This window comes from Enterobacter cloacae complex sp. CARB60 (assembly GCF_036487345.1).
Classification (GTDB): domain Bacteria; phylum Pseudomonadota; class Gammaproteobacteria; order Enterobacterales; family Enterobacteriaceae; genus Enterobacter; species Enterobacter asburiae_D.
Window position 1 is genome coordinate 4,561,300 of the sequence record NZ_JAZKLC010000002.1, and the last position, 21,345, is coordinate 4,582,644.

Sequence of the window (21,345 nt, forward strand, 5' to 3'; positions counted from 1 at the left end):
GTATGAAGATTCTGGTGATCGGCCCGTCATGGGTGGGCGACATGATGATGTCGCAAAGTCTCTACCGCACGCTCAAGGCGCGTTATCCCCAGGCGATAATCGACGTGATGGCACCCGCATGGTGCCGTCCGCTGTTGTCGCGTATGCCGGAAGTGAATGAAGCCATCCCGATGCCGCTTGGCCACGGGGCGCTGGAAATCGGCGAACGCCGCAAGCTCGGCCATAGCCTGCGCGAGAAGCGCTACGATCGGGCGTATGTCCTGCCAAACTCCTTTAAATCCGCCCTGGTGCCCTTTTTTGCGGGCATCCCACATCGCACCGGCTGGCGCGGCGAAATGCGCTACGGCCTGCTGAACGATGCGCGGGTGCTGGATAAAGAGGCCTGGCCGCTGATGGTGGAGCGCTATGTGGCGCTGGCCTATGACAAAGGCGTGATGCGCAGTGCGCAAGACCTGCCGCAGCCGCTGCTCTGGCCACAGCTTCAGGTTAACGACGGTGAAAAATCTCAGACCTGCAGCGCGTTTGGTCTTTCGTCTGAACGCCCGATGATTGGCTTCTGCCCTGGCGCCGAGTTCGGCCCGGCAAAACGCTGGCCGCACTATCACTATGCGGAGCTGGCGAAACAGCTGATTGACGAAGGCTACCAGATTGTCCTGTTCGGTTCGGCAAAAGACCACGAGGCTGGCAACGAAATTCTCGCGACGCTCAGTAATGAACAGCAGGCCTGGTGCCGCAACCTGGCAGGCGAAACGCAGCTTGAACAGGCGGTTATTTTAATTGCCGCCTGTAAGGCCGTGGTCAGCAACGACTCTGGCCTGATGCACGTCGCTGCCGCGCTCAACCGCCCGCTGGTGGCGCTGTATGGCCCAAGTAGCCCGGACTTCACGCCCCCGCTTTCTCATAAAGCGCGCGTCATCCGCCTGATCACCGGCTACCACAAAGTGCGCAAAGGCGATGCCGCAGAAGGCTACCATCAGAGCCTGATCGACATTACGCCAGAGCGCGTTCTCGAGGAGCTTAACGAACTGCTGTTGAGCGAAGAAGGATAACGAATGCGGGTACTGATCGTTAAAACCTCTTCGATGGGCGATGTTCTGCATACGCTGCCGTCACTGACGGACGCCATGCGGGCCGTTCCAGGCATTCGTTTTGACTGGGTGGTGGAAGAAGGCTTCGCGCAGATCCCCACCTGGCATGAAGCGGTTGACCGCGCGATCCCGGTGGCGATACGCCGCTGGCGCAAAGCGTGGTTCTCCGCGCCGATTAAAGCCGAACGCAAAGCCTTCCGTGAGGCGGTGCAGGCACAGCACTACGACGCTATCATCGACGCCCAGGGGCTGGTGAAAAGCGCCGCGCTGGTGACGCGTCTGGCGCACGGCGTAAAGCACGGCATGGACTGGCACACCGCCCGTGAACCGCTGGCGAGCCTGTTCTATAACCGCCGCCACCACATCGCAAAGCAGCAGCACGCCGTCGAACGTACCCGCGAGCTGTTTGCAAAAAGCCTGGGCTATGCGAAACCGGAAACCCAGGGTGACTACGCCATTGCGCAGCACTTTTTGCGCAATACAGATCCCTCTGCTCAGCCTTATCTTGTCTTCCTGCATGCCACAACGCGCGACGATAAACACTGGCCGGAAACGCACTGGCGAAGCCTGATTGAATTAATGCAACCCACCGGCATCCATATTAAACTCCCGTGGGGCGCCGAACATGAGCGGCAGCGCGCAGAGCGTCTGGCAGCAGGCTTTTCGCACGTCGAGGTATTGCCGAAACTCACGCTGGCGCAGGTTGCAGCGCAGCTGGCGGGGGCGAATGCTGTTGTTTCCGTTGATACTGGCTTAAGCCATTTAACCGCGGCGCTGGATCGTCCGAATATTACGATTTTTGGTCCGACCGATCCTGGACTGATCGGGGGTTACGGTAAAAACCAGCATCAGATGGTCAGCCCGACCCAGCAAACGAAGGATATCAGCGCAGATGCTATTTTTTCATTTTTACAGGGCAGCCGTTGGCTTTCCAACAGGGATATCTAACGCATGAGTTACGTATTTCTGCTGATTTTACTCTTTCCGGTGAAGCTTATCCGGAAGCTGTTCCGCAAAGAGACAGGTAAAAACCTGGTCATTCAGACGGCAAAAATCGGCGATTTTGTTAATGCAACGCCCCTTCTGGCATACCTGCAAAAAAGCGACGTGCTCGTCAGTCGTAGCGTCGGTGCATTGGCGAAGCATGATGAGACGATCGACGAGATTTTTTTTATCGAGCAGCATAAGCGCAGCCTGTGGCGAAAGCTGGTCTTTGCCTGTCGGATCATGAACCGCTATGACAATGTCTATCTTCTGCAGCCTAACAGCGTGAACCTCTTTTTTGCCTCCGTGTGTAATGCTAAAAACAAACAGTTTTTAAGCATTTACACGCGCAGATGGTATCACGGGATTTTCTATGCAACGGCAGACGGTACTGTTGAACACGGTAGAAAGACGCTGTCGGTCACGAACTATCTGAAACTGGCCGATCGCGCTCTGAGCTGGCAAGACTCTCCCAAGCACGCCACAAAACCCCTTTTCAAACCCGCGACCTATCCGGCAATCCTCGATAAACCGGGCGTGATCCGCATTGGCATCAGTATCGCCGCCGGGAATAAAGCGAAAACCGTTCCGCCGGTCATCTGGAAGCAAATTGCCGATCGTCTCGCCGACCTGCCCTGCGAATTTTATGTGTTTGGCGCCCCAAATGAACAATCGTGGATGGATGATATCACCCGCGATTATGGTGAACTGCCCAACTTTATTAATATGATTGGCAAAATCTCCCTTGAAGAGTTGCCGTGGGCCATTTCTAAAATGGATTGCTATATCGCGTCTGATTCGGGGAATGTCTACATTGCCGATGCTGTCGGGGTGCCGGTAATCTTATTGTTCGGGCCTTGCTGCCACTATGAACAGCGTCCGCTCGGCAACGTATTGCTGATTGGTAATGATGACAACATCTGCTCATATGTTTTTGAAACACGATATTACTTCTCACAGAGCCGGGAAGAACTCTTCGCTGTAACAGACGAATCGCTACGTGACCTCAAACATTTCATTTGCGAGCTACCAACAATTAACGCAAACGCAAACACCTTTGATGCTCTGGGAAACTAATTATTATGGCTTTTCTAAGCATCATTATTGCCGCGCATAACGCCAAAGATACGCTTAACGCCACCCTGGAAAGCCTGCAAAACGCGATTAATGGTGCGGGCGATGATGTAGAGATCATTATCTTTAATGACAGTTCCGATGACTCAACACAGGATATTATTGAGGCATGGCTGCCAACGTTTCCGAATGCGCAAGCCCGATACGTTGAGTACCGTAACGTTGGTCATGTTCGAAACAGTGCCGTCTCGCTGGCCTCAGGTGAATACATCACCATGCTGGATAGCGATGACCGATTGAAACCGGGCAGCATCCGGGACGCCGTGGCATACCTCAAAACAGAGCGCCCTGATATGCTACTGACGCGCCTGCTGGAAATTCGTGACACCAAAAAAATCACCGCCGACTGGCAGGGGTTCTCTCCTGTTGCTTTGTCACAACATGAGGCAATAAAGCGGTTCCTGCAGCACAAAGATTTTCAGGCACATCTCATCGGGCAGTTCATTCATCGGAAATTGTACGCAAGCAACCCGATTCCTTCGATGGTCTGCTATGAAGATTTCGCCGTATTTCCCGGCATGTTGATGCAATCGAGTAAAATAATCTATCAGCGTCAGGGACACTATTATTACATCAAACGTGGCGACAGTTTGTCGAGCCGACTTGATGCCAGTAAAATCGCGACGTTGATTGATTGCACATTGCAAATGGAAAAAACATTCCCGCATTCTTTTAAGCAACTTGTTCATTGTCACTGGTTTGATATCTACAGTAACCACCGGCAACATCTGACCGAGATGCAACTCAAACTGGTTAAACAGCGGGTAAACGCACTTTATTCTTTCTCTTTCTTCTTCTCGAGAGATGTACGTTTCAGCTACAAAAAAAGGGTCATCGAGGCATTATGGAAAAAGTAAAACTGCGGCTTTATCAGCTTACGCTGATTTTGAGCCTTATTTCGCTTGCGCTGGCGCTGCTGAGTTCAGGTAAGCAACGAGAGTTTTTCTATATTGCAATTTATGCCAGTATTATCGGTTTAGCTTGCGAATATAAAAAAATCACACTGCGTCCCTTTTCTATCGCATTACCCATTTTGTTGGTAGGGTTACTCAACCTTATCTGGTATATGGTGTATGAATATCATGGCGAAGGTTTAAACGCTTATAGCGATTATCTTGGTGCCAGTAAGAAACTGATTTTAGCGAGCATTCTCGTTTTCTACCTTGACCGGTTTAAAAGCTACATCGATAAAACCTCTTTCCAGAAATATTTCCTGTTTGCGGTAAGTGCGGGATTTGTCCTCGCCACAGGTTATGGCTTGTGGCAGGCGACGCAGGGTGTGGATCGTGTCGAGATGGCCATAAATCGTCCTACCGTATCGGCCTATGTTTACTCTGTCCTGTCACTGGCGCTGGTATACAGTCTTTATCTTCAAAAAAACAGAAAACTGTATGTTGTTGCGGGTCTCACCATCTTAATTTCCTGGTTTGTTATCCTTTTTACAGGAACACGCGCCGCAATGGGGCTATATTTGCTTCTGGCGATTGTGCTCACACTTTACCACTTCAGAAGAATTCATCTTAAAACCATGCTAATTTTCTTATGTATAGTGGCAGGTATTGTTATTGTTAGTTACAAACCCTTGATCTCGCCAAAGATAGATCAAACGCAGATGGAACTGGAAAGATACCAAAAAGGCAACGACGCCACGTCACTCGGTGCGCGTTTTTCCATGTGGATAGTCGGTATTCAGAACGGACTTTCTCACCCACTAGGACAGTCAATTGAAGATCGCGAGGTTTGGTCACAGCATTATGTTAAAGAGGGCCATCCCCACCTGGTTTCCGCACTCGGATTTCTTAGGATACATCTGCACAATGAGCTTATCGAAAAATACTCTCTGCAGGGGATCCCCGGCCTGGCGATATTATTATTCTTCTATATATCGATGATCGCTTACGCGCTTAAAAACAGAAATGGCCTGCTGCTGACGGCCATGCTTCTTTTATTACTCTATGGCCTGACGGACGTTATACTATTGAGCTCAGAAGCCTTAATTTTCTTTGTCACCGTGTTTGCGCTGAGTACACCTTTTTCGCAAACCAGGCAACGTTAATGATTATGCCCGCTGATGCGGGCATTATTTTTTCTTGTATTGATAAAACTCCGCCAGCGTCATCCCCACCGTCTTATCGGATAACCAGCTAAAGAGCGTTTCTAAATCCTGATACAGCCCTTCGATCGCCGCCTCATCTTTAAACGTAGGGCTTCCGTCAGGCATAAATTCCGACGAATGAAGCATAAACTCCACGTACTCACTTCCCTGAGACAGGCATTGCTGTGCAACCTGAATCATCTGCACCGCATTCCCACCGGACGGTCTTAGCCAGTTCACAGAGGGTGAGCGGTATTTACCGCGAATCCTGTCGTAACCCTGTTTGATCGTGTTCAACCAGGCCGGGTGTTTATACTGAATGCTCATCGGCACTTCGAGTAATGGGCTATTGCCCGCCCGGGAAATATTATCTAAATCCATAAAATAGGCGTGGTCGGGAAAATGCTGATAATTCGTTCCGCCATTTCCCTGCGGTGCCCCCTTCGCATTGCGCCAGTTCACCCGCGGCGTCACGGAACAATCCACCTGATAACCCAGTTCAACGAGCAATTTTGCATAGCGACTGTCAAATGCCCAACGCCCGGCACGGTGGCTTAACATTTTGGTCTGGAAGGTCTCTTCCAGCAGGCGGGTCATGAACAGCACTTTCTCGCGCATAACCTCATCCGAAAACTCAATCAAATAAGGCTGCCAGCGCCAGTCATCTCCTGTGAGATCGTGCTCCGGTGGGCTATTCCATGCGTGAAGGTGCATCCCCACTTCCCCCTGACCACGGGCGATCGCGTCCCTGGCGAATTCAATGAAAACAGGTTCGATCGCCATCTCGTAATTGGTCAGCCACACGGGCTTAAAGCCGAAACGCTCACAAAGCGTCTGGAATCGCGCCAGATAGCGCGCGTTTTCGGTTTTAATGACGCGGTGATTTTGCCAGAGATTATCGCCCTCAGTATCAATTGTGATGATAAACGCTGGTTTGTTCATAATGAGTCCGCAAGACAGGAAAGTTAGCGCTATGTTACGCACTCTCCAAAGCATGAGTAAACCCTTCCAGGGAAATTCCTGAGATTATGGAGAAAGAGTGCAAGTCGCTATCAGGTCTATTAGAATTGCCATCAGTACAACGCCGATAAGATGATGATGAATAACTTACCTGACACACCTGATTTGCGCATTTTACTTATCAAACTCCGCCATCATGGCGACATGTTGCTGACCACTCCCGTCATTGATTCGTTACGTCAAAAATGGCCGCAGGCGCAGATTGATGTCCTGCTGTATGAAGAAACGCGCGATATGCTCGCCGCGCATCCGGCGATCGGTACAATTTATGGAATCGATCGTAAATGGAAGCAGCTGGGCACGCTGAAGCATCTTCAAAAAGAGTGGCAGTTGCTGTGCGCGTTAAGAAATCAGCATTATCATCTGGTCATAAACCTTGCCGATCAGTGGCGTAGCGCTATCGTCACCCGTTTTACCGGCGCACCCGTTCGGCTCGGATTCGCGTTTAACAAACGCAACAGTGCATTCTGGCGTTTTTGTCATACCGATCTGGTCTCTGTCGACGGCCACACATCCCTGCATACGGTCGAACAGAATCTCTCCATTTTGACGCCATTATCGGTCGCGCCGCAGCCTGCCGTCACCATGGCCTACGCCGCAGAGGACTGGGATCATGCCCGTCAAAGACTGACGCAGTCGGGTGTGGGCGAGCGCTATGTCGTGATCCAGCCGACGTCCCGCTGGTTCTTTAAATGCTGGAGCGAAGACAAAATGGCGCAAACCATTACTGCACTGCAGCAGGATGGCCATACGGTTGTGCTCACCGCGGGGCCGGATAAAAAAGAGCTGGCGATGATCGATCGCATACTCGCTGCCGCACCGAAAACCGGTGTCGTTTCGCTGGCGGGCCAGTTGACGCTGCGTCAACTGGCGTCGCTTATCGATCACGCCTCTCTGTTTATTGGTGTCGACTCCGTGCCGATGCATATGGCCGCCGCGCTGCAAACGCCCTGCGTGGCGCTGTTTGGCCCTTCTAAACTGACGTTTTGGTCTCCATGGCAGGTTAAAGGGGAAGTGATCTGGGCCGGCGATTACGGCCCGCTCCCCGATCCGGATGCCATTGATACCAAAACGAAAGAACGCTATCTCGACGCCATTCCCGTTGATGCTGTCGTCTCCGCCGCAAGGAGATATCTGCCATGAAAGACCATCGTCTGGCCATTGTTCGCCAAAAGTATCGCCCTGATGGCGGAGCGGAACGCTTCGTTTCGCGCGCCCTTACCGCGCTGAGCAATCAGAACCTTGAACTCAACGTCATCACGCGTGAGTGGCAGGGAGAGAAGCAAGACGACTGGCATATTCACATTTGCAACCCTCAAAAGTGGGGTCGCATCAGTCGTGAGCGCGGATTTGCACAGGCCGCGCGCGCACTGTGGCAGCAACAGCAGTTTGATATTGTTCAAAGCCATGAGCGCATCCCGGGTTGTGATATCTACCGCGCGGGTGATGGGGTCCATCGCCGCTGGCTGCTGCAGCGCGCGCGTATTTTACCGGCCTGGCGTGCGCAAATGCTGATGTTTGACCGCTATCACCGCTACGTGATGCGTGCGGAACGGGAAATGTATCAGGCACCTGAGTTAAAAGCCGTAATCTGTAATGCGGAGATGATCAAACGCGAAATCGTTGAAGACTTTGATATTGACGCAAATAAAATCCATGTGATTTATAATTCTATTGATTCCAGCCGCTTCATTCCGGCCCAGGAGTCACAGCGTGCGATTTTGCGCCAACAGTTTGGTTTGCCAGCCGATGCGGTTGTGTTCTGTTTTGTAGGCTCAGGGTTTGAACGAAAAGGATTGGCCAGCGCCATACGCGCTATCGCGGGAACATCAGCCTGGCTGATTGTGGTTGGACAAGATAAGGCAGAAAGTCGTTATCGCGACCTCGCCCGTTCGTTAGGCTGCGAGGGGCAAATCCGTTTCCTGGGGGTGCAAAAAGAAACTCTGCCTTTTTATCAGCTATCCGATGGTTTACTGTTGCCAACGCTGTATGATCCCTTTCCTAACGTCATTCTTGAAGCGATGGCCTGCGGCTTGCCCGTCATTACTTCAGAGAGTTGCGGTGGTGCAGAATTTATTCAACAAGGCCAGAACGGGTTTTATTGTGACGCACTTGATATCAGTACATTGAAGGAAGCGGTAACAGCCGTCCCTTCTCTGGAAAAAAATAACAATATGGGACGAGCAGCACGTGAACGTGTAAAAGACGCCACTCCCGAAAAACTATCAAGTCAGCTTATTACGCTTTATCAAAAATTACTGGATTAAAAATGCGCATCCTAATGATTATTGATGGTTTACCCGGTGGAGGAGCTGAAAAAACGGTTCTTACACTCTCCCGTGGGTTAATAGAAATGGGGCATCAGGTCTCTCTATTCTCTCTGCGGAAAGTGTGCGACTACGCCATCCCGGAAGGCATCGATTATCAGGTTGTTCAGGACACATGTAAAAAACCGTGGCGAAAGCTGACGGAGATCCCACGTCGCGCCCACCTGCTGGATCAGGCGATTGAACGGGCTGAACGCAGCGGCAAATTTGATGTGGTTTTCTCTCATTTGCACAAAACTGACCGCATTGTGGCGCACTGCCGCGCGCTGGAACGTGACAAAGTCTGGTTCTGCGTGCACGGCATGTTCTCGTTCTCCTATCTTCGCCATCGCAGCGGACTTTCACGCTGGTTTAAACACCTTAAAATTCGTCATACCTACGAAAACCGTAACGTTGTCGCCGTCTCAGACGCCGTGTTGAAAGATCTTTCCGAAACGCTGGCACTCAATCTTCGACGCAAAGCGGTTATCCATAATCCTTTCGATATTCCTGAAATTCAGCGTCTGGCGGATGCTCCCTTCGAGATGCAGGGAAAGGATTACATCATTCATGTTGGCCGCTTCCATGAGCACAAACGCCACGACCGTCTCTTACGTGCGTTCGCCCTGAGTAAAATTGACACAACGCTGGTCATGATGGGCAATGGATCCGAAGCGCAAATTCAAAAACTCAAGCAGCTTGCTGCCGAGCTGGGTATTGAAAACAAAGCGGTTTTCCGCCCTTTCGATTCCAACCCCTATCCCTGGATTAAAGGGGCGCGCCTTTTAGTGTTAAGTTCTGACTGCGAAGGTTTTGGTAATGTGCTGGTCGAAGCCATTATCTGCCAGACGCCACCGGTCAGTACAAATTGCCCCGGCGGCCCCGCCGAAATCCTTACCGGCCCCTTAGCGCGCGGGCTGGCAGAGTTAAATGACGCGTCACTGGCAAAAACGCTGGCGCAGATTTATACCGCCCCGCCGGTCGTTGGCGATGCAACCATCGCGTCGTTCGGTATTAGTGCTATTTGCCAGCAATATATTGCTCTGGTCGACAATCAAAAATAATCAGGTTTCTTATGCAAAATTCAGCCCCATTGTTGAGCGTGGTGGTTGCCGTTTATAACGGTGAAGCTTTCCTGGATCAGTTCTTTACCTGCCTTGTGAATCAACGCATCGACAGCATGGAAGTCATTATTGTCAATGATGGCTCTACTGACCGCTCGATGGAGATCGTCGAAAACTGGCGAGAAAAACTGCCGCAGCTGCAGGTCATAGAACAGCAAAACCAGGGCGTATCCATCGCGCGTAACACCGGTCTGGCCGTTGCGACGGGTCAATATCTCTCTTTCCCGGATATTGATGATGTCTTTAAACCCGGCATGTACCAGCGCCTGCTGGAGATGGCCGTTACGCAGGATCTGGATGTCGCTACCTGTAACGGGAACTACGTCTGGGAGAACAACAAGAAACCCTCACGCCCGATCTTCCCTGAAGACAAACTGGCTTCGACAGGGGTCATGGCTGGCCCGGCGTGGTTAAAAATGGCGCTGGATTCGCGTAAGTTCCTTCACGTCACCTGGTTGAACATCTATCGCCACGACTTTATCCGTAAACACAGTTTCCATTTCGAACCCGGCCTGCGCCATCAGGATATCCCGTGGACCACCGAAGTGCTGCTCGCGGCAGAGCGGGTTCAGTACACCAGTGAGCGTTATTACGACTACTACATTCACTCCGCATCGGTGTCCCATATGCCTGACAATGACGACACGCTGATTCGCTCCGCGCGCCACTACATGAAAATCCTGCAGTTGCTTGATGCCATCAATCAGCGTTACCCGGATAAAGTGAAAGGGATCCCTGCCTGTCACTGGCAAATTGCCAAAGAGGGGCTGGGAATTATTCACACCTTCGACAACATGAAGGATGAGAAGAAGAAATCAATGATTATCAAAGAGTTCTTCGAAACAGGTATCTGGAAACTCATCTGGAAAAGTGCAAAAAGTCCGCGTCTGCGCTGGCGGCTGGGTCGACGTTATTTCCGTTTGAAACGGTATCTGGCATAAGAGATAGCTTTACCTGGCCTAAATGCTTAGAATTTGCCCGCCGAAACTAAAAAACGGATAATCGCTTGGAATTGTTGTATACCGCTCTGCTCTACATCATTCAGCCACTGGTGTGGCTGAGACTGTTGCTTCGTAGCCGGAAAGCGCCTGCGTATCGTAAACGCTGGGCTGAACGCTATGGCTTCTGCCGCAATAAAGTCACACCGGACGGTATTTTGCTGCATTCCGTTTCTGTCGGTGAAACGCTGGCGGCGATCCCGCTGGTTCGCGCCCTGCGTCACCGCTATCCGTCGCTGCCAATCACCGTCACGACGATGACGCCGACCGGCTCCGAGCGCGCGTTATCCGCTTTCGGCAAAGACGTGCAGCACGTCTATCTGCCTTACGATCTGCCCTGCGCCATGAATCGTTTCCTCAACACCGTGCGCCCGAAGCTGGTGATCGTGATGGAAACCGAACTGTGGCCGAACATGATTTCCGCCCTGCATGCCCGTAAAATTCCGCTGGTCATTGCCAACGCGCGCCTGTCAGAGCGCTCGGCGAAGGGTTACGGCAAGCTGGGTAAATTTATGCGCCGCCTGCTCAGCAGGATCACGCTGATCGCCGCGCAGAACGAAGAGGACGCGGCGCGCTTCATCGCGCTGGGCCTGAAACGCAACCAGCTTGCGGTAACGGGCAGCCTGAAATTTGATATTTCTGTTACCCCTGAGCTCGCCGCCCGTGCGATCACACTGCGTCGCCAGTGGGCCCCACGCCGTCAGGTCTGGATTGCAACCAGTACTCATGATGGCGAAGAAGAGATCATCCTGCAGGCTCACCGCAAGCTGCTGGAAAAATTCCCTGATTTACTGCTGATCCTCGTGCCTCGCCATCCGGAGCGTTTTAAAGATGCCCGTGAAATGGTCCAGAAAGGCGGCTTCAGCTTCACGCTGCGCAGCAGCGGTGAAATCCCTTCCGGCAGCACCCAGGTGGTGATTGGCGATACGATGGGCGAGCTGATGCTGCTGTACGGCATTGCTGACCTCGCGTTTGTCGGTGGCAGCCTGGTCGAGCGCGGCGGTCACAACCCGCTGGAGCCGGCAGCCCACGCCATTCCGGTGCTGATGGGGCCGCACACGTTTAACTTCAAAGATATCTGCGCGAAATTACAGCAGGCCGATGGTTTAATTACCGTGACCGATGCGGATTCGGTGGTCAAAGAGGTATCGACCCTTCTGACTGACGAAGATTATCGCCTGTGGTACGGGCGACATGCCGTCGAAGTGCTGCACCAGAACCAGGGCGCACTGACCCGACTGCTGCAGCTACTGCAACCTTATCTGCCCCAGCGGAGCCACTAATGTCAACGCGTCTGTCGGTCGTAATGATCGCCAAAAACGCCGCCGACCTGCTTCCGGATTGCCTGGCCTCCGTCGCCTGGGCTGACGAGATAGTCATTCTTGACTCCGGAAGTACGGACAACACGGTGGACGTTGCCCGGGCGGCGGGTGCAAAAGTCTTTGTCGACGCTGACTGGCAGGGCTATGGCATCCAGCGCCAGCGGGCGCAGGGGTATGCCACAGGTGATTATGTCCTGATGCTCGACACCGACGAGCGCATTACGCCGGAGCTTCAGCAGGCCATTCAGGCGGTGCTTTCCTCGCCCCAGCCTGGCGCCGTATACAGCATTGCCCGCCGCAACTACTTCCTTGGCCGTTTTATGCGCCACAGCGGCTGGTATCCCGACCGCGTCATGCGCCTCTACGAGCGCGAGCGGTATCAGTACAACGATAATCTGGTGCATGAATCCCTGAGCTGCGATAGCGCCCAGGTCATCCCCCTGACGGGCGATTTGCTGCACCTGACCTGCCGTGATTTCGCGAGCTTCCAGCGTAAACAGCTCAACTATGCCACCGCATGGGCGCAGGAGCGTCACCAGCGCGGCAAGAAGGCCTCGCTGACGGGAATCTTCACCCACACGCTGGGCGCGTTCCTGAAAACGCTGCTGCTGCGTGGTGGCGTACTGGACGGTAAGCAGGGCTGGTTACTCGCGGTAGTGAATGCCCAGTATACTTTCAACAAATACACCGAGCTGTGGGCGCTCTGCCGCGGCTACTCAGAGAAAACGTGAGCCATGAGCACAAAAGCGATTTATCCGGGTACCTTCGATCCGATCACCAACGGTCATGTTGATATCATCACCCGTGCGGCGTGCATGTTCGACAAGGTGATCCTGGCCATTGCCGCCAGCCCCAGCAAAAAGCCGATGTTTGACCTCAACGAGCGCGTAAAGCTCGCCACCGATGCCATTTCGCACCTGCCGAACGTTGAGGTGGTCGGGTTTAGCGACCTGATGGCAAACTTCGCCCGCGCCCAGCAGGCAAATATTCTGATCCGTGGTTTACGCGCGGTGGCGGACTTCGAGTATGAGATGCAGCTGGCGCACATGAACCGCCACCTGATGCCGGAGCTGGAGAGCGTGTTCCTGATGCCCTCCAAAGAGTGGTCGTTTATCTCTTCCACGCTGGTGAAAGAGGTGGCGCGTCATCACGGCGACGTCACCCATTTCCTGCCGACGAACGTCCACCAGGCATTGATGGAAAAGCTAAAGTAACCCTATTTCTGGCACTGACGGCAGTAGAACGTGGCGCGCTGAGCGTGCTTCGTGGCAATAACGGGCGTGCCGCAGACTCTGCACGGTTCGCCTTTACGGCCATACACCTGAAGCTCCTGGGCAAAATAGCCCGGCTTGCCGTCACTCTGCAGGAAGTCCTTCAACGTTGTCCCGCCCTGCTCAATAGAGCGCAGCAGTACCGCCTTAATGACCCGGACCAGCAGCTCACACTCCTGCGCAGACAGCGTAGAGGCCAGCCGATCGGGATGGATCCCGGCCGCGAACAGCGATTCGCTGGCATAGATATTCCCCACGCCGACCACCAGCTTGTTATCCATCAGCCAGGGCTTAATCGGGCTTTTCTTCTTCGCACACTTCGCCTTGAGGTATTCCGCGTTAAACGCGTCTGAAAGCGGCTCCGGGCCCAGATGCGCGAGCACGTTATGCCCTTCCAGCTCCTTCGTCCACAGCCACGCGCCAAAGCGCCGTGGGTCGGTGTAACGGAGCACTTTGCCGTTGCTCATCACCAGATCGACGTGGTCGTGCTTTTCCGCAGGCAGTTCTTCGGTAAGAATGCGCAGGCTCCCGGACATCCCCAGGTGGATAATAATCCAGCCGTCGGGCAGCTCCAGCAGCAGGTATTTAGCGCGGCGCTGTACGCTAAGGACGGGTTTATCGCTCAGGGCATGGATCTCATCGGACACCGGCCAGCGCAGACGTCCATTGCGGACCACCGCGTGAAGAATCGTCGCGCCGACCAGATGTGGCTCAATGCCGCGACGGCTGGTTTCTACCTCAGGTAATTCAGGCATGGTTCCTCCGTTGAGATGCAGAATGCAAAAAACCCCGCAGTTGCGGGGTTTTTCGATACAAGGAGACTAAAATTATTTGATTTTAGCTTCTTTGTACAGTACGTGCTGGCGTACAACTGGATCGAATTTTTTCAGTTCCAGTTTTTCCGGCTTAGTACGTTTGTTCTTCGTGGTGGTGTAGAAGTGACCTGTACCAGCAGAAGAAACCAGCTTGATTTTCTCGCGAATACCTTTAGCCATGATTTATTTCCTCTTTAAGTACTTAGTACTTTTCGCCACGGGCACGCAGTTCGGACAGAACTGTATCGATGCCTTTCTTATCGATTACACGCATACCTTTAGCAGATACGCGCAGGGTGACAAAACGCTTCTCGCTCTCAACCCAGAAACGGTGAGAGTGCAGGTTCGGCAGGAAACGGCGTTTAGTCGCGTTCAGTGCGTGGGAACGGTTGTTACCGGTCACCGGACGCTTGCCAGTAACTTGGCAGACTCGGGACATGTCTATTCTCCAAAAATCAAATTAGCTCGAGCTTCGTATGGGGTATCGGCGCCTCGTCAGGCTTTACAGCCCGGTCATCGCATAGTTCTAAGTGAACTCTCGATTGCCAGGCCCAAATGCCAAACCCGAGATTCTCAAAGGTGGCGTAGTATACGCTGACTCGGCGGTGTGCTCAAGTCCCGAACAGACAAAGATCCCGATGGATCGCGAGAAATAGCCTAAATCCAGCCATGTTCTGCGAAAGAAATGTACTCACCGCGGCCAATTATCAGATGGTCCAACACACGAATGTCCATGAATTGACAGCATTTGATAATGCGTTCGGTGATTTCTTTGTCCGCTCTGCTCGGTTCTGCACAGCCAGAGGGGTGATTATGCGCGAGGATCACGCCCGCTGCATTCACTTTTATCGCTTCCCGCACAATTTCACGCGGATGCACCTCAACGTGGCTCAACGTGCCCGCAAAGAGACAGCTATGTTTCAGCACCCGATTTTTGTTATCGACAAAGATCACCATAAAGATCTCGCGTTCAATATCGGTTAACTGGCTTTGCAGGAATTCACGCGTCATCGCGGGCGTCAGGATCGGATCTTCCTTCTCCATACGAACATTGTAAAAACGGCGGGCAAGTTCAGCAATGCCCCTCAACTGGGCATATTTCGCCACGCCGATCCCCTCAACGTGCTTAAACTGCGCCAGATCGGCGGTCAGTAAACCGTACAGCGAACCGAAATGTGCTATCAGCTCTTTTGCCAGCGTAAATACCGTTTTTCCGGGCGTGCCGGTACGTAAAAAGAGCGCCAGCAGTTCATCATCTTTTAACAGGGTGACGCCATAGCGCAGCAGTTTTTCGCGCGGCAGCAGCTGCTCATCCTCTTCTTCCATGCTCTTTCTCCCCTTTTTTAACCTCATGCTGCCACAGGCCAATTCGTCGCTCGACGGCCACATTGCGTTCTTGCGTAGCGCCTCGCAAAGTGGTCGAAGGACAAAATCACCCCGCTTTGGGGATTGTGATAAAATGCCCGCTCTCTGGTGAAACCCAACAGGAAAGAATCATGATGAGCCTGGCCGGTAAAAAAATCGTTCTTGGCGTGAGCGGCGGCATTGCTGCCTACAAAGCGCCGGAGCTGGTGCGTCGTCTGCGCGAGCGCGGGGCGGATGTGCGGGTCGCGATAACCGAAGGCGGTAAAGCCTTTATCACTCCCCTGAGCCTGCAGGCCGTTTCAGGATACCCGGTATCTGACAGCCTGCTCGATCCGGCTGCCGAAGCCGCGATGGGCCATATTGAGCTGGGTAAATGGGCTGACCTGGTCATCCTCGCCCCCGCCACGGCTGATTTAATCGCTCGGGTGGCAGCCGGTATGGCAAACGACCTGGTCTCTACCATTTGTCTGGCCACGCCTGCGCCTGTTGCCGTCGTTCCTGCCATGAACCAGCAGATGTACCGTAACGCGGCCACCCAGCACAATCTGGAGACGCTGGCCTCACGCGGCCTGCTTATCTGGGGCCCAGACAGCGGCAGCCAGGCCTGCGGCGATGTTGGCCCGGGTCGCATGCTTGACCCGCTGACGATTGTTGATATGGCCGCAGCCCATTTTTCGCCTGTCAACGATCTGCAACATCTCAACATCATGATTACCGCGGGCCCGACGCGCGAGCCGCTGGATCCGGTGCGCTACATCACCAACCACAGCTCCGGCAAAATGGGTTTTGCGATTGCCGCCGCCGCCGCAAGGCGTGGCGCGAACGTCACGCTGGTGAGCGGCCCGGTATCGCTGCCTACCCCTGCGTTTGTGAAGCGAATTGACGTTACCACCGCGCTGGAAATGGAAGCCGCCGTGCAGGCACATGCGCAAAGCCAGCAGATTTTTATCGGCTGTGCGGCCGTCGCAGACTATCGTGCCGAGACGATCGCCGAGGCTAAAATTAAAAAGCAAGGCGATGAATTAACACTAAAAATGGTGAAAAACCCGGACATTGTTGCCGGTGTCGCCGCACTAAAAAGCCATCGTCCATACGTTGTTGGGTTTGCCGCAGAAACGAATAATGTGGAAGAATATGCCCGGCAAAAACGTACCCGCAAAAACCTCGATTTGATTTGCGCGAACGACGTATCGCTGGCCACACAAGGATTTAACAGCGACAGCAACGCACTGCACCTTTTCTGGCAGGATGGAGATAAAGTCTTACCGCTTGAGCGCAAGGAACTCCTGGGCCAACAATTACTCGACGAGATCGTTACCCGTTATGATGAAAAAAATCGACGTTAAGATTCTGGACCCGCGTGTTGGCGAGCAATTCCCGCTGCCAACCTATGCCACCTCCGGCTCTGCCGGTCTTGACCTGCGCGCCTGTCTCGATGACGCCGTAGAACTGGCTCCGGGTGCCACTACCCTGGTTCCAACGGGCCTGGCAATTCACATTGCTGACCCGTCGCTGGCAGCGGTGATCCTGCCGCGTTCTGGCCTGGGCCATAAGCACGGCGTTGTGCTGGGTAACCTGGTCGGCCTGATCGACTCCGACTACCAGGGTCAGCTGATGGTCTCCGTCTGGAACCGTGGTCAGGACAGCTTCACCATTGAGCCGGGCGAGCGTATCGCACAGATGGTCTTTGTACCGGTGGTACAGGCAGAATTTAACCTGGTGGCAGACTTTGACGCCACCGACCGTGGCGAAGGCGGCTTCGGCCATTCCGGGCGCAAATAACGGCCCGAAAGACACGTATCTCACAGCGTCATAATGCAATAACAAACCGCAAACGCCAGTTTGCGGTCGCTGTGTGGATGCCAGCCTGGCAAGTGCTTATTTTCAGGGGTATTTTGTAACATGGCAGAAAAACAAACCGCGAAAAGGAATCGTCGCGAAGAAATACTTCAATCTCTGGCTCTGATGCTTGAATCCAGCGATGGCAGTCAACGCATCACCACCGCTAAACTGGCCGCCTCTGTGGGCGTGTCTGAGGCGGCGCTGTACCGTCATTTTCCGAGCAAGACCCGGATGTTCGACAGCCTGATCGAGTTTATTGAAGACAGCCTGATCACGCGCATTAACCTGATTCTGAAAGACGAAAAAGACACCACCGCGCGTCTGCGTCTGATTGTGCTGTTAATTCTGGGCTTCGGTGAACGCAATCCGGGCTTAACCCGTATCCTCACCGGCCACGCGCTGATGTTTGAGCAGGACAGACTGCAGGGCCGCATTAACCAGCTTTTCGAACGTATTGAAGCGCAGCTGCGCCAGGTACTGCGCGAAAAGAAAATGCGTGAAGGCGAAGGTTACAGCATTGATGAAACGCTGCTGGCGAGCCAGATTCTGGCGTTTTGTGAAGGGATGCTCTCCCGCTTTGTGCGCAGCGAGTTCAAATATTGTCCAACGGACGATTTTGACGCCCGCTGGCCGTTAGTGGCTGCTCAGTTGCAGTAACACCGTTGCCGGATGGCGGCTTCGCCTTATCCGGCCTACGAAATGCGTAGGCCCGGTAAGCGTAGCGCCATTGGCGCAATTTAATTACACCCCGAACTCTTCCCGGTACGCGCGTACCGCCGCCAGATGGTCCGCCATCTCAGGCTTCTCTTCCAGATACGCAATCAGGTCTTTCAGGGTGATAATCGACGTCACTTTACAGCCGTAATCGCGCTCGACTTCCTGAATAGCGGAAATTTCACCGCGACCACGCTCCTGACGATCCAGAGAAATCAGCACGCCAGCAAGCGTCGCACCGTTGGCCTGAATAATCTCCATCGATTCGCGGATCGCCGTTCCCGCGGTGATCACATCGTCAACCAGCATGACGCGGCCCTGCAGCGCGCTGCCGACCAGATTCCCGCCTTCACCGTGGATTTTGGCCTCTTTGCGGTTAAAGCAGTACGGCACGTCGCGGTCATGGTGTTCCGCCAGCGCCACCGCGGTGGTGGTCGCAATCGGAATGCCTTTATAGGCCGGGCCAAACAGCAGGTCAAAATCAATCCCGGAATCTACCAGCGCTTCGGCATAGAAACGGCCTAACAATGCCAGATCGCGCCCGGTATTAAACAGCCCGGCGTTGAAGAAATAGGGGCTCTTACGCCCGGATTTCAGCGTAAATTCGCCAAACTTAAGTACCTGCTTGTTAAGCGCAAACTCAATAAACTGGCGCTGATACGATTTCATGGATTTGCTCCTTTGGTTTTTCTGTCTTACAGGCAAAAAAAAGGCGACTCATTGGTCGCCTTTAAAATCAATTTTCTAACGCCGCTTTCTGCGTCGTTACAATGGATTCGATTCCCCCTCGGGCCAACGCCAGCAGGGAGAGAAGCTCTTCGTGAGTGAACGGCTCGCCTTCCGCCGTACCCTGTACCTCAATGATGCGACCATCTTCGGTCATCACCACGTTCATGTCGGTTTCGGCTGCGGAATCTTCAACGTATTCCAGATCGCAAAGCGCTTCGCCGTTAACGATACCGACAGAAACCGCCGCAACCATACCTTTCATTGGGTTGGTTTTCAGCTTACCGGCCGCAACCAGCTTGTTCAGGGCATCGGCCAGCGCTACGCAGGCACCGGTAATGGATGCGGTACGCGTACCGCCGTCAGCCTGAATGACGTCGCAGTCCAGCGTGATGGTGAATTCGCCGAGGATTTTCAGGTCAACGGCGGCGCGCAGCGCACGCGCGATCAGACGCTGAATCTCCATGGTACGACCGCCCTGCTTACCCTTTGCCGCTTCACGGGCATTACGGGTATGGGTCGCACGCGGCAGCATTCCGTACTCAGCGGTGATCCAGCCCTGGCCCTGACCTTTCAGGAAGCGCGGAACGCCTTCTTCGATGGAGGCGGTGCACAGAACTTTAGTGTCACCAAACTCAACCAGCACGGAGCCTTCAGCGTGTTTTGTATAGTTACGGGTCAGGGTGACGGGACGCACCTGATTGGCGCTACGGCCTGATGGACGCATGATGGATTCTCCGGCTTGAAACGAATGTGGCTGCGCATTATACGGATAAAGGACGCTTATTCCTATCCTGAGAAGCCCCCGAAAGCTATAATCCCCCCATCTCTCCTTTAAAAACGGGAATGTCTATGATCCGCAGTATGACCGCCTACGCCCGGCGTGAAATCAAGGGTAGCTGGGGCAGCGCCACATGGGAAATGCGCTCGGTAAACCAGCGTTACCTGGAAACGTATTTCCGTATGCCGGAGCAGTTCCGCAGCCTTGAGCCTGTCGTACGTGAGCGTATCCGTAATCGTCTGACGCGCGGGAAAGTGGAATGTAACCTGCGCTTTGAACCTGATGCCAGCGCACAGGGCGAACTCATCCTCAACGAAAAACTGGCGAAACAGCTCGTGAATGCGGCGAACTGGGTCAAAATGCAGAGCGATGAAGGCGAAATCAACCCGGTTGATATTCTGCGCTGGCCTGGCGTCATGGCCGCCGGTGAGCAGGATCTGGATGCTATTGCCGCTGAAATCCTGGCAGCCCTCGACGGCACGCTGGACGACTTTATCGTTGCTCGCGAAACCGAAGGCCAGGCGCTGAAAGCGATGATTGAGCAGCGCCTTGAAGGCGTGAGCACCGAAGTTGCCAAAGTCCGCACCCATATGCCAGAAGTGCTGCAATGGCAGCGCGAGCGTCTTGTCGCCAAACTGGAAGAAGCGGAAGTTCAGCTGGAAAACACCCGTCTGGAACAAGAGCTAGTGCTGATGGCACAGCGTATTGATGTCGCTGAAGAGCTGGACCGTCTGGAAGCGCACGTTAAAGAAACCTACAATATTCTGAAGAAGAAAGAAGCTGTGGGCCGCCGTCTGGACTTTATGATGCAGGAGTTCAACCGCGAGTCGAACACCCTGGCGTCTAAGTCGATCAATGCAGAAGTGACGAATTCAGCGATTGAGCTGAAAGTGCTGATTGAGCAGATGCGCGAGCAGATCCAGAATATCGAGTAGTGCCTTTCGGGTGGTGTCGACCGCACCACCCATTACTATTTCTAATCCATCTCAACGCCAATTTTTTCAAATCACCGCCTTTCATCAAGCCTACCCAATACAAATTGATAAAAATTTATAGGGAAAACTGACTCGCCTTAGAAAATCTCAATCGTGATCTTGCGCACAAATCGCTAACCTCCCCCGCGTTCACACCGGAGGGTATATGCTGCTTCACATCCTTTATCTCATTGGCATCACCGCAGAAGCCATGACCGGCGCACTTGCCGCCGGGCGTCGCCGTATGGATACCTTCGGCGTAATCATTATTGCTACCGCGACCGCACTGGGCGGCGGTTCCGTACGCGATATTCTGCTTGGCCATTACCCGCTCGGCTGGGTTAAACACCCTGAGTACGTAATTATCGTGGCGACGGCTGCCGTGTTAACCACCATCGTGGCGCCCGTTATGCCCCATCTTCGCCGCCTGTTCCTGGTGCTTGATGCGCTGGGGCTGATCGTCTTTTCGATCATCGGTGCGCAAATCGCGCTCGATATGGGGGAAGGGCCGGTCATCGCCACCATTGCTGCCGTGGTCACGGGCGTATTCGGTGGTGTGCTGCGCGATATGTTCTGCAAGCGCATCCCCCTGGTCTTTCAAAAAGAGCTGTATGCCGGCATCTCCTTTGCGGCAGCGGTACTTTATATCGCCCTGCAGCATTACGTTTCGAACCATGACGTGGTGGTCATCTCGACGCTGCTGTTTGGCTTTACGGCCCGCATGCTGGCGCTGCGTCTGAAGCTCGGGCTGCCCGTTTTTCATTACAAACACAGCGCGCACTAGCT

At 53.6% G+C, this 21,345-nt stretch carries 24 protein-coding genes; 17 read left to right on the forward strand and 7 right to left on the reverse strand.

The window, feature by feature from the left end:
- Nucleotides 1-2 precede the first annotated feature (2 nt).
- Genes rfaF through V4835_RS22950 form a run of 5 tightly spaced genes read left to right on the forward strand, consistent with a single transcriptional unit; the run spans nucleotide 3 to nucleotide 5,262 of the window.
- Nucleotides 3-1,049, forward strand: a complete 1,047-nt coding sequence (rfaF, locus tag V4835_RS22930; protein ID WP_029740812.1) for an ADP-heptose--LPS heptosyltransferase RfaF — start codon at nucleotides 3-5, stop codon at nucleotides 1,047-1,049.
- A gap of 3 nt (nucleotides 1,050-1,052) precedes the next feature.
- Nucleotides 1,053-2,036 carry a lipopolysaccharide heptosyltransferase RfaC gene (gene rfaC / locus V4835_RS22935; RefSeq protein WP_331413866.1) on the forward strand — a complete coding sequence of 328 codons (984 nt, stop codon included), beginning with the start codon at nucleotides 1,053-1,055 and terminating at the stop codon, nucleotides 2,034-2,036.
- A gap of 3 nt (nucleotides 2,037-2,039) precedes the next feature.
- Nucleotides 2,040-3,149: a glycosyltransferase family 9 protein gene (locus V4835_RS22940; protein WP_331413869.1), complete on the forward strand. Its 1,110-nt coding sequence runs from the start codon at nucleotides 2,040-2,042 to the stop codon at nucleotides 3,147-3,149.
- 5 nt (nucleotides 3,150-3,154) lie between these two features.
- Nucleotides 3,155-4,063, forward strand: a complete 909-nt coding sequence (locus tag V4835_RS22945; RefSeq protein ID WP_331413871.1) for a glycosyltransferase family 2 protein — start codon at nucleotides 3,155-3,157, stop codon at nucleotides 4,061-4,063.
- Nucleotides 4,051-5,262: an O-antigen ligase family protein gene (locus tag V4835_RS22950; RefSeq protein WP_331413873.1), complete on the forward strand. Its 1,212-nt coding sequence runs from the start codon at nucleotides 4,051-4,053 to the stop codon at nucleotides 5,260-5,262. The genes V4835_RS22945 and V4835_RS22950 overlap by 13 nt, the downstream gene beginning before the upstream one ends.
- Before the next feature lie 24 nt (nucleotides 5,263-5,286).
- Here the strand turns inward: V4835_RS22950 and V4835_RS22955 are convergent, their stop codons facing one another.
- Nucleotides 5,287-6,243, reverse strand: coding sequence for a polysaccharide deacetylase family protein (locus tag V4835_RS22955; protein WP_331413874.1), 957 nt, complete (start codon nucleotides 6,241-6,243; stop codon nucleotides 5,287-5,289).
- A gap of 150 nt (nucleotides 6,244-6,393) precedes the next feature.
- On the opposite strand from V4835_RS22955, the gene rfaQ reads away from it, so the two are divergent.
- The 7 genes from rfaQ (at nucleotide 6,394) to coaD (ending at nucleotide 13,285) form a co-directional block, all read left to right on the forward strand.
- Nucleotides 6,394-7,464, forward strand: coding sequence for a putative lipopolysaccharide heptosyltransferase III (gene rfaQ / locus V4835_RS22960; protein WP_331413876.1), 1,071 nt, complete (start codon nucleotides 6,394-6,396; stop codon nucleotides 7,462-7,464).
- Nucleotides 7,461-8,588 carry a glycosyltransferase family 4 protein gene (locus tag V4835_RS22965; protein ID WP_331413878.1) on the forward strand — a complete coding sequence of 376 codons (1,128 nt, stop codon included), beginning with the start codon at nucleotides 7,461-7,463 and terminating at the stop codon, nucleotides 8,586-8,588. Before rfaQ ends, V4835_RS22965 begins: the two co-directional genes overlap by 4 nt.
- A 2-nt stretch (nucleotides 8,589-8,590) precedes the next feature.
- A complete protein-coding gene (locus V4835_RS22970) occupies nucleotides 8,591-9,691 on the forward strand; it encodes a glycosyltransferase (RefSeq protein ID WP_331413879.1) in 1,101 nt (366 codons plus the stop codon).
- Nucleotides 9,692-9,702: 11 nt separating this feature from the next.
- A complete protein-coding gene (locus V4835_RS22975; RefSeq protein WP_252033384.1) occupies nucleotides 9,703-10,692 on the forward strand; it encodes a glycosyltransferase in 990 nt (329 codons plus the stop codon).
- A 65-nt stretch (nucleotides 10,693-10,757) separates the two neighbouring features.
- Nucleotides 10,758-12,032: a lipid IV(A) 3-deoxy-D-manno-octulosonic acid transferase gene (gene waaA / locus V4835_RS22980; protein WP_063145649.1), complete on the forward strand. Its 1,275-nt coding sequence runs from the start codon at nucleotides 10,758-10,760 to the stop codon at nucleotides 12,030-12,032.
- A complete protein-coding gene (locus tag V4835_RS22985) occupies nucleotides 12,032-12,802 on the forward strand; it encodes a glycosyltransferase family 2 protein (protein ID WP_032661926.1) in 771 nt (256 codons plus the stop codon). Before waaA ends, V4835_RS22985 begins: the two co-directional genes overlap by 1 nt.
- Before the next feature lie 3 nt (nucleotides 12,803-12,805).
- Nucleotides 12,806-13,285, forward strand: coding sequence for a pantetheine-phosphate adenylyltransferase (coaD, locus tag V4835_RS22990; protein ID WP_063145648.1), 480 nt, complete (start codon nucleotides 12,806-12,808; stop codon nucleotides 13,283-13,285).
- A 2-nt stretch (nucleotides 13,286-13,287) separates the two neighbouring features.
- Here coaD and mutM read toward each other — a convergent pair whose 3' ends face one another.
- The 4 genes from mutM to radC form a co-directional block, all read right to left on the reverse strand.
- Complete coding sequence (gene mutM / locus V4835_RS22995; protein WP_331413882.1) at nucleotides 13,288-14,097, reverse strand: bifunctional DNA-formamidopyrimidine glycosylase/DNA-(apurinic or apyrimidinic site) lyase; 810 nt, start codon at nucleotides 14,095-14,097, stop codon at nucleotides 13,288-13,290.
- Between the two features lie 72 nt (nucleotides 14,098-14,169).
- Complete coding sequence (gene rpmG / locus V4835_RS23000; protein ID WP_003024094.1) at nucleotides 14,170-14,337, reverse strand: 50S ribosomal protein L33; 168 nt, start codon at nucleotides 14,335-14,337, stop codon at nucleotides 14,170-14,172.
- A 22-nt stretch (nucleotides 14,338-14,359) separates the two neighbouring features.
- Nucleotides 14,360-14,596, reverse strand: coding sequence for a 50S ribosomal protein L28 (gene rpmB / locus V4835_RS23005; RefSeq protein ID WP_002436699.1), 237 nt, complete (start codon nucleotides 14,594-14,596; stop codon nucleotides 14,360-14,362).
- Between the two features lie 218 nt (nucleotides 14,597-14,814).
- Entirely contained in the window at nucleotides 14,815-15,483 is a 669-nt protein-coding gene (radC, locus tag V4835_RS23010) for a RadC family protein (protein ID WP_331413883.1), read from the reverse strand.
- A gap of 173 nt (nucleotides 15,484-15,656) precedes the next feature.
- Here radC and coaBC point away from each other — a divergent pair, with 173 nt between their 5' ends.
- From coaBC to slmA, 3 genes are all read left to right on the forward strand, one after another.
- Nucleotides 15,657-16,868: a bifunctional phosphopantothenoylcysteine decarboxylase/phosphopantothenate--cysteine ligase CoaBC gene (gene coaBC, locus V4835_RS23015; RefSeq protein ID WP_087823747.1), complete on the forward strand. Its 1,212-nt coding sequence runs from the start codon at nucleotides 15,657-15,659 to the stop codon at nucleotides 16,866-16,868.
- Entirely contained in the window at nucleotides 16,846-17,304 is a 459-nt protein-coding gene (gene dut, locus V4835_RS23020; RefSeq protein WP_008502691.1) for a dUTP diphosphatase, read from the forward strand. The genes coaBC and dut overlap by 23 nt, the downstream gene beginning before the upstream one ends.
- Before the next feature lie 120 nt (nucleotides 17,305-17,424).
- Entirely contained in the window at nucleotides 17,425-18,021 is a 597-nt protein-coding gene (gene slmA / locus V4835_RS23025; RefSeq protein ID WP_024906630.1) for a nucleoid occlusion factor SlmA, read from the forward strand.
- Between the two features lie 84 nt (nucleotides 18,022-18,105).
- On the opposite strand, the gene pyrE is transcribed toward slmA, so the two are convergent.
- Both pyrE and rph read right to left on the reverse strand, forming a co-directional pair.
- Entirely contained in the window at nucleotides 18,106-18,747 is a 642-nt protein-coding gene (pyrE, locus tag V4835_RS23030) for an orotate phosphoribosyltransferase (RefSeq protein WP_331413884.1), read from the reverse strand.
- 67 nt (nucleotides 18,748-18,814) lie between these two features.
- Nucleotides 18,815-19,531 carry a ribonuclease PH gene (rph, locus tag V4835_RS23035; protein WP_010426431.1) on the reverse strand — a complete coding sequence of 239 codons (717 nt, stop codon included), beginning with the start codon at nucleotides 19,529-19,531 and terminating at the stop codon, nucleotides 18,815-18,817.
- A 125-nt stretch (nucleotides 19,532-19,656) separates the two neighbouring features.
- Between rph and V4835_RS23040 the strand changes: the two genes are divergently transcribed.
- Nucleotides 19,657-20,520 carry a YicC/YloC family endoribonuclease gene (locus V4835_RS23040; protein ID WP_063145645.1) on the forward strand — a complete coding sequence of 288 codons (864 nt, stop codon included), beginning with the start codon at nucleotides 19,657-19,659 and terminating at the stop codon, nucleotides 20,518-20,520.
- A 205-nt stretch (nucleotides 20,521-20,725) separates the two neighbouring features.
- Nucleotides 20,726-21,343 (forward strand): trimeric intracellular cation channel family protein, encoded by a 618-nt coding sequence (locus tag V4835_RS23045; RefSeq protein WP_023334014.1) that lies wholly within the window; start codon nucleotides 20,726-20,728, stop codon nucleotides 21,341-21,343.
- Nucleotides 21,344-21,345 lie beyond the last annotated feature (2 nt).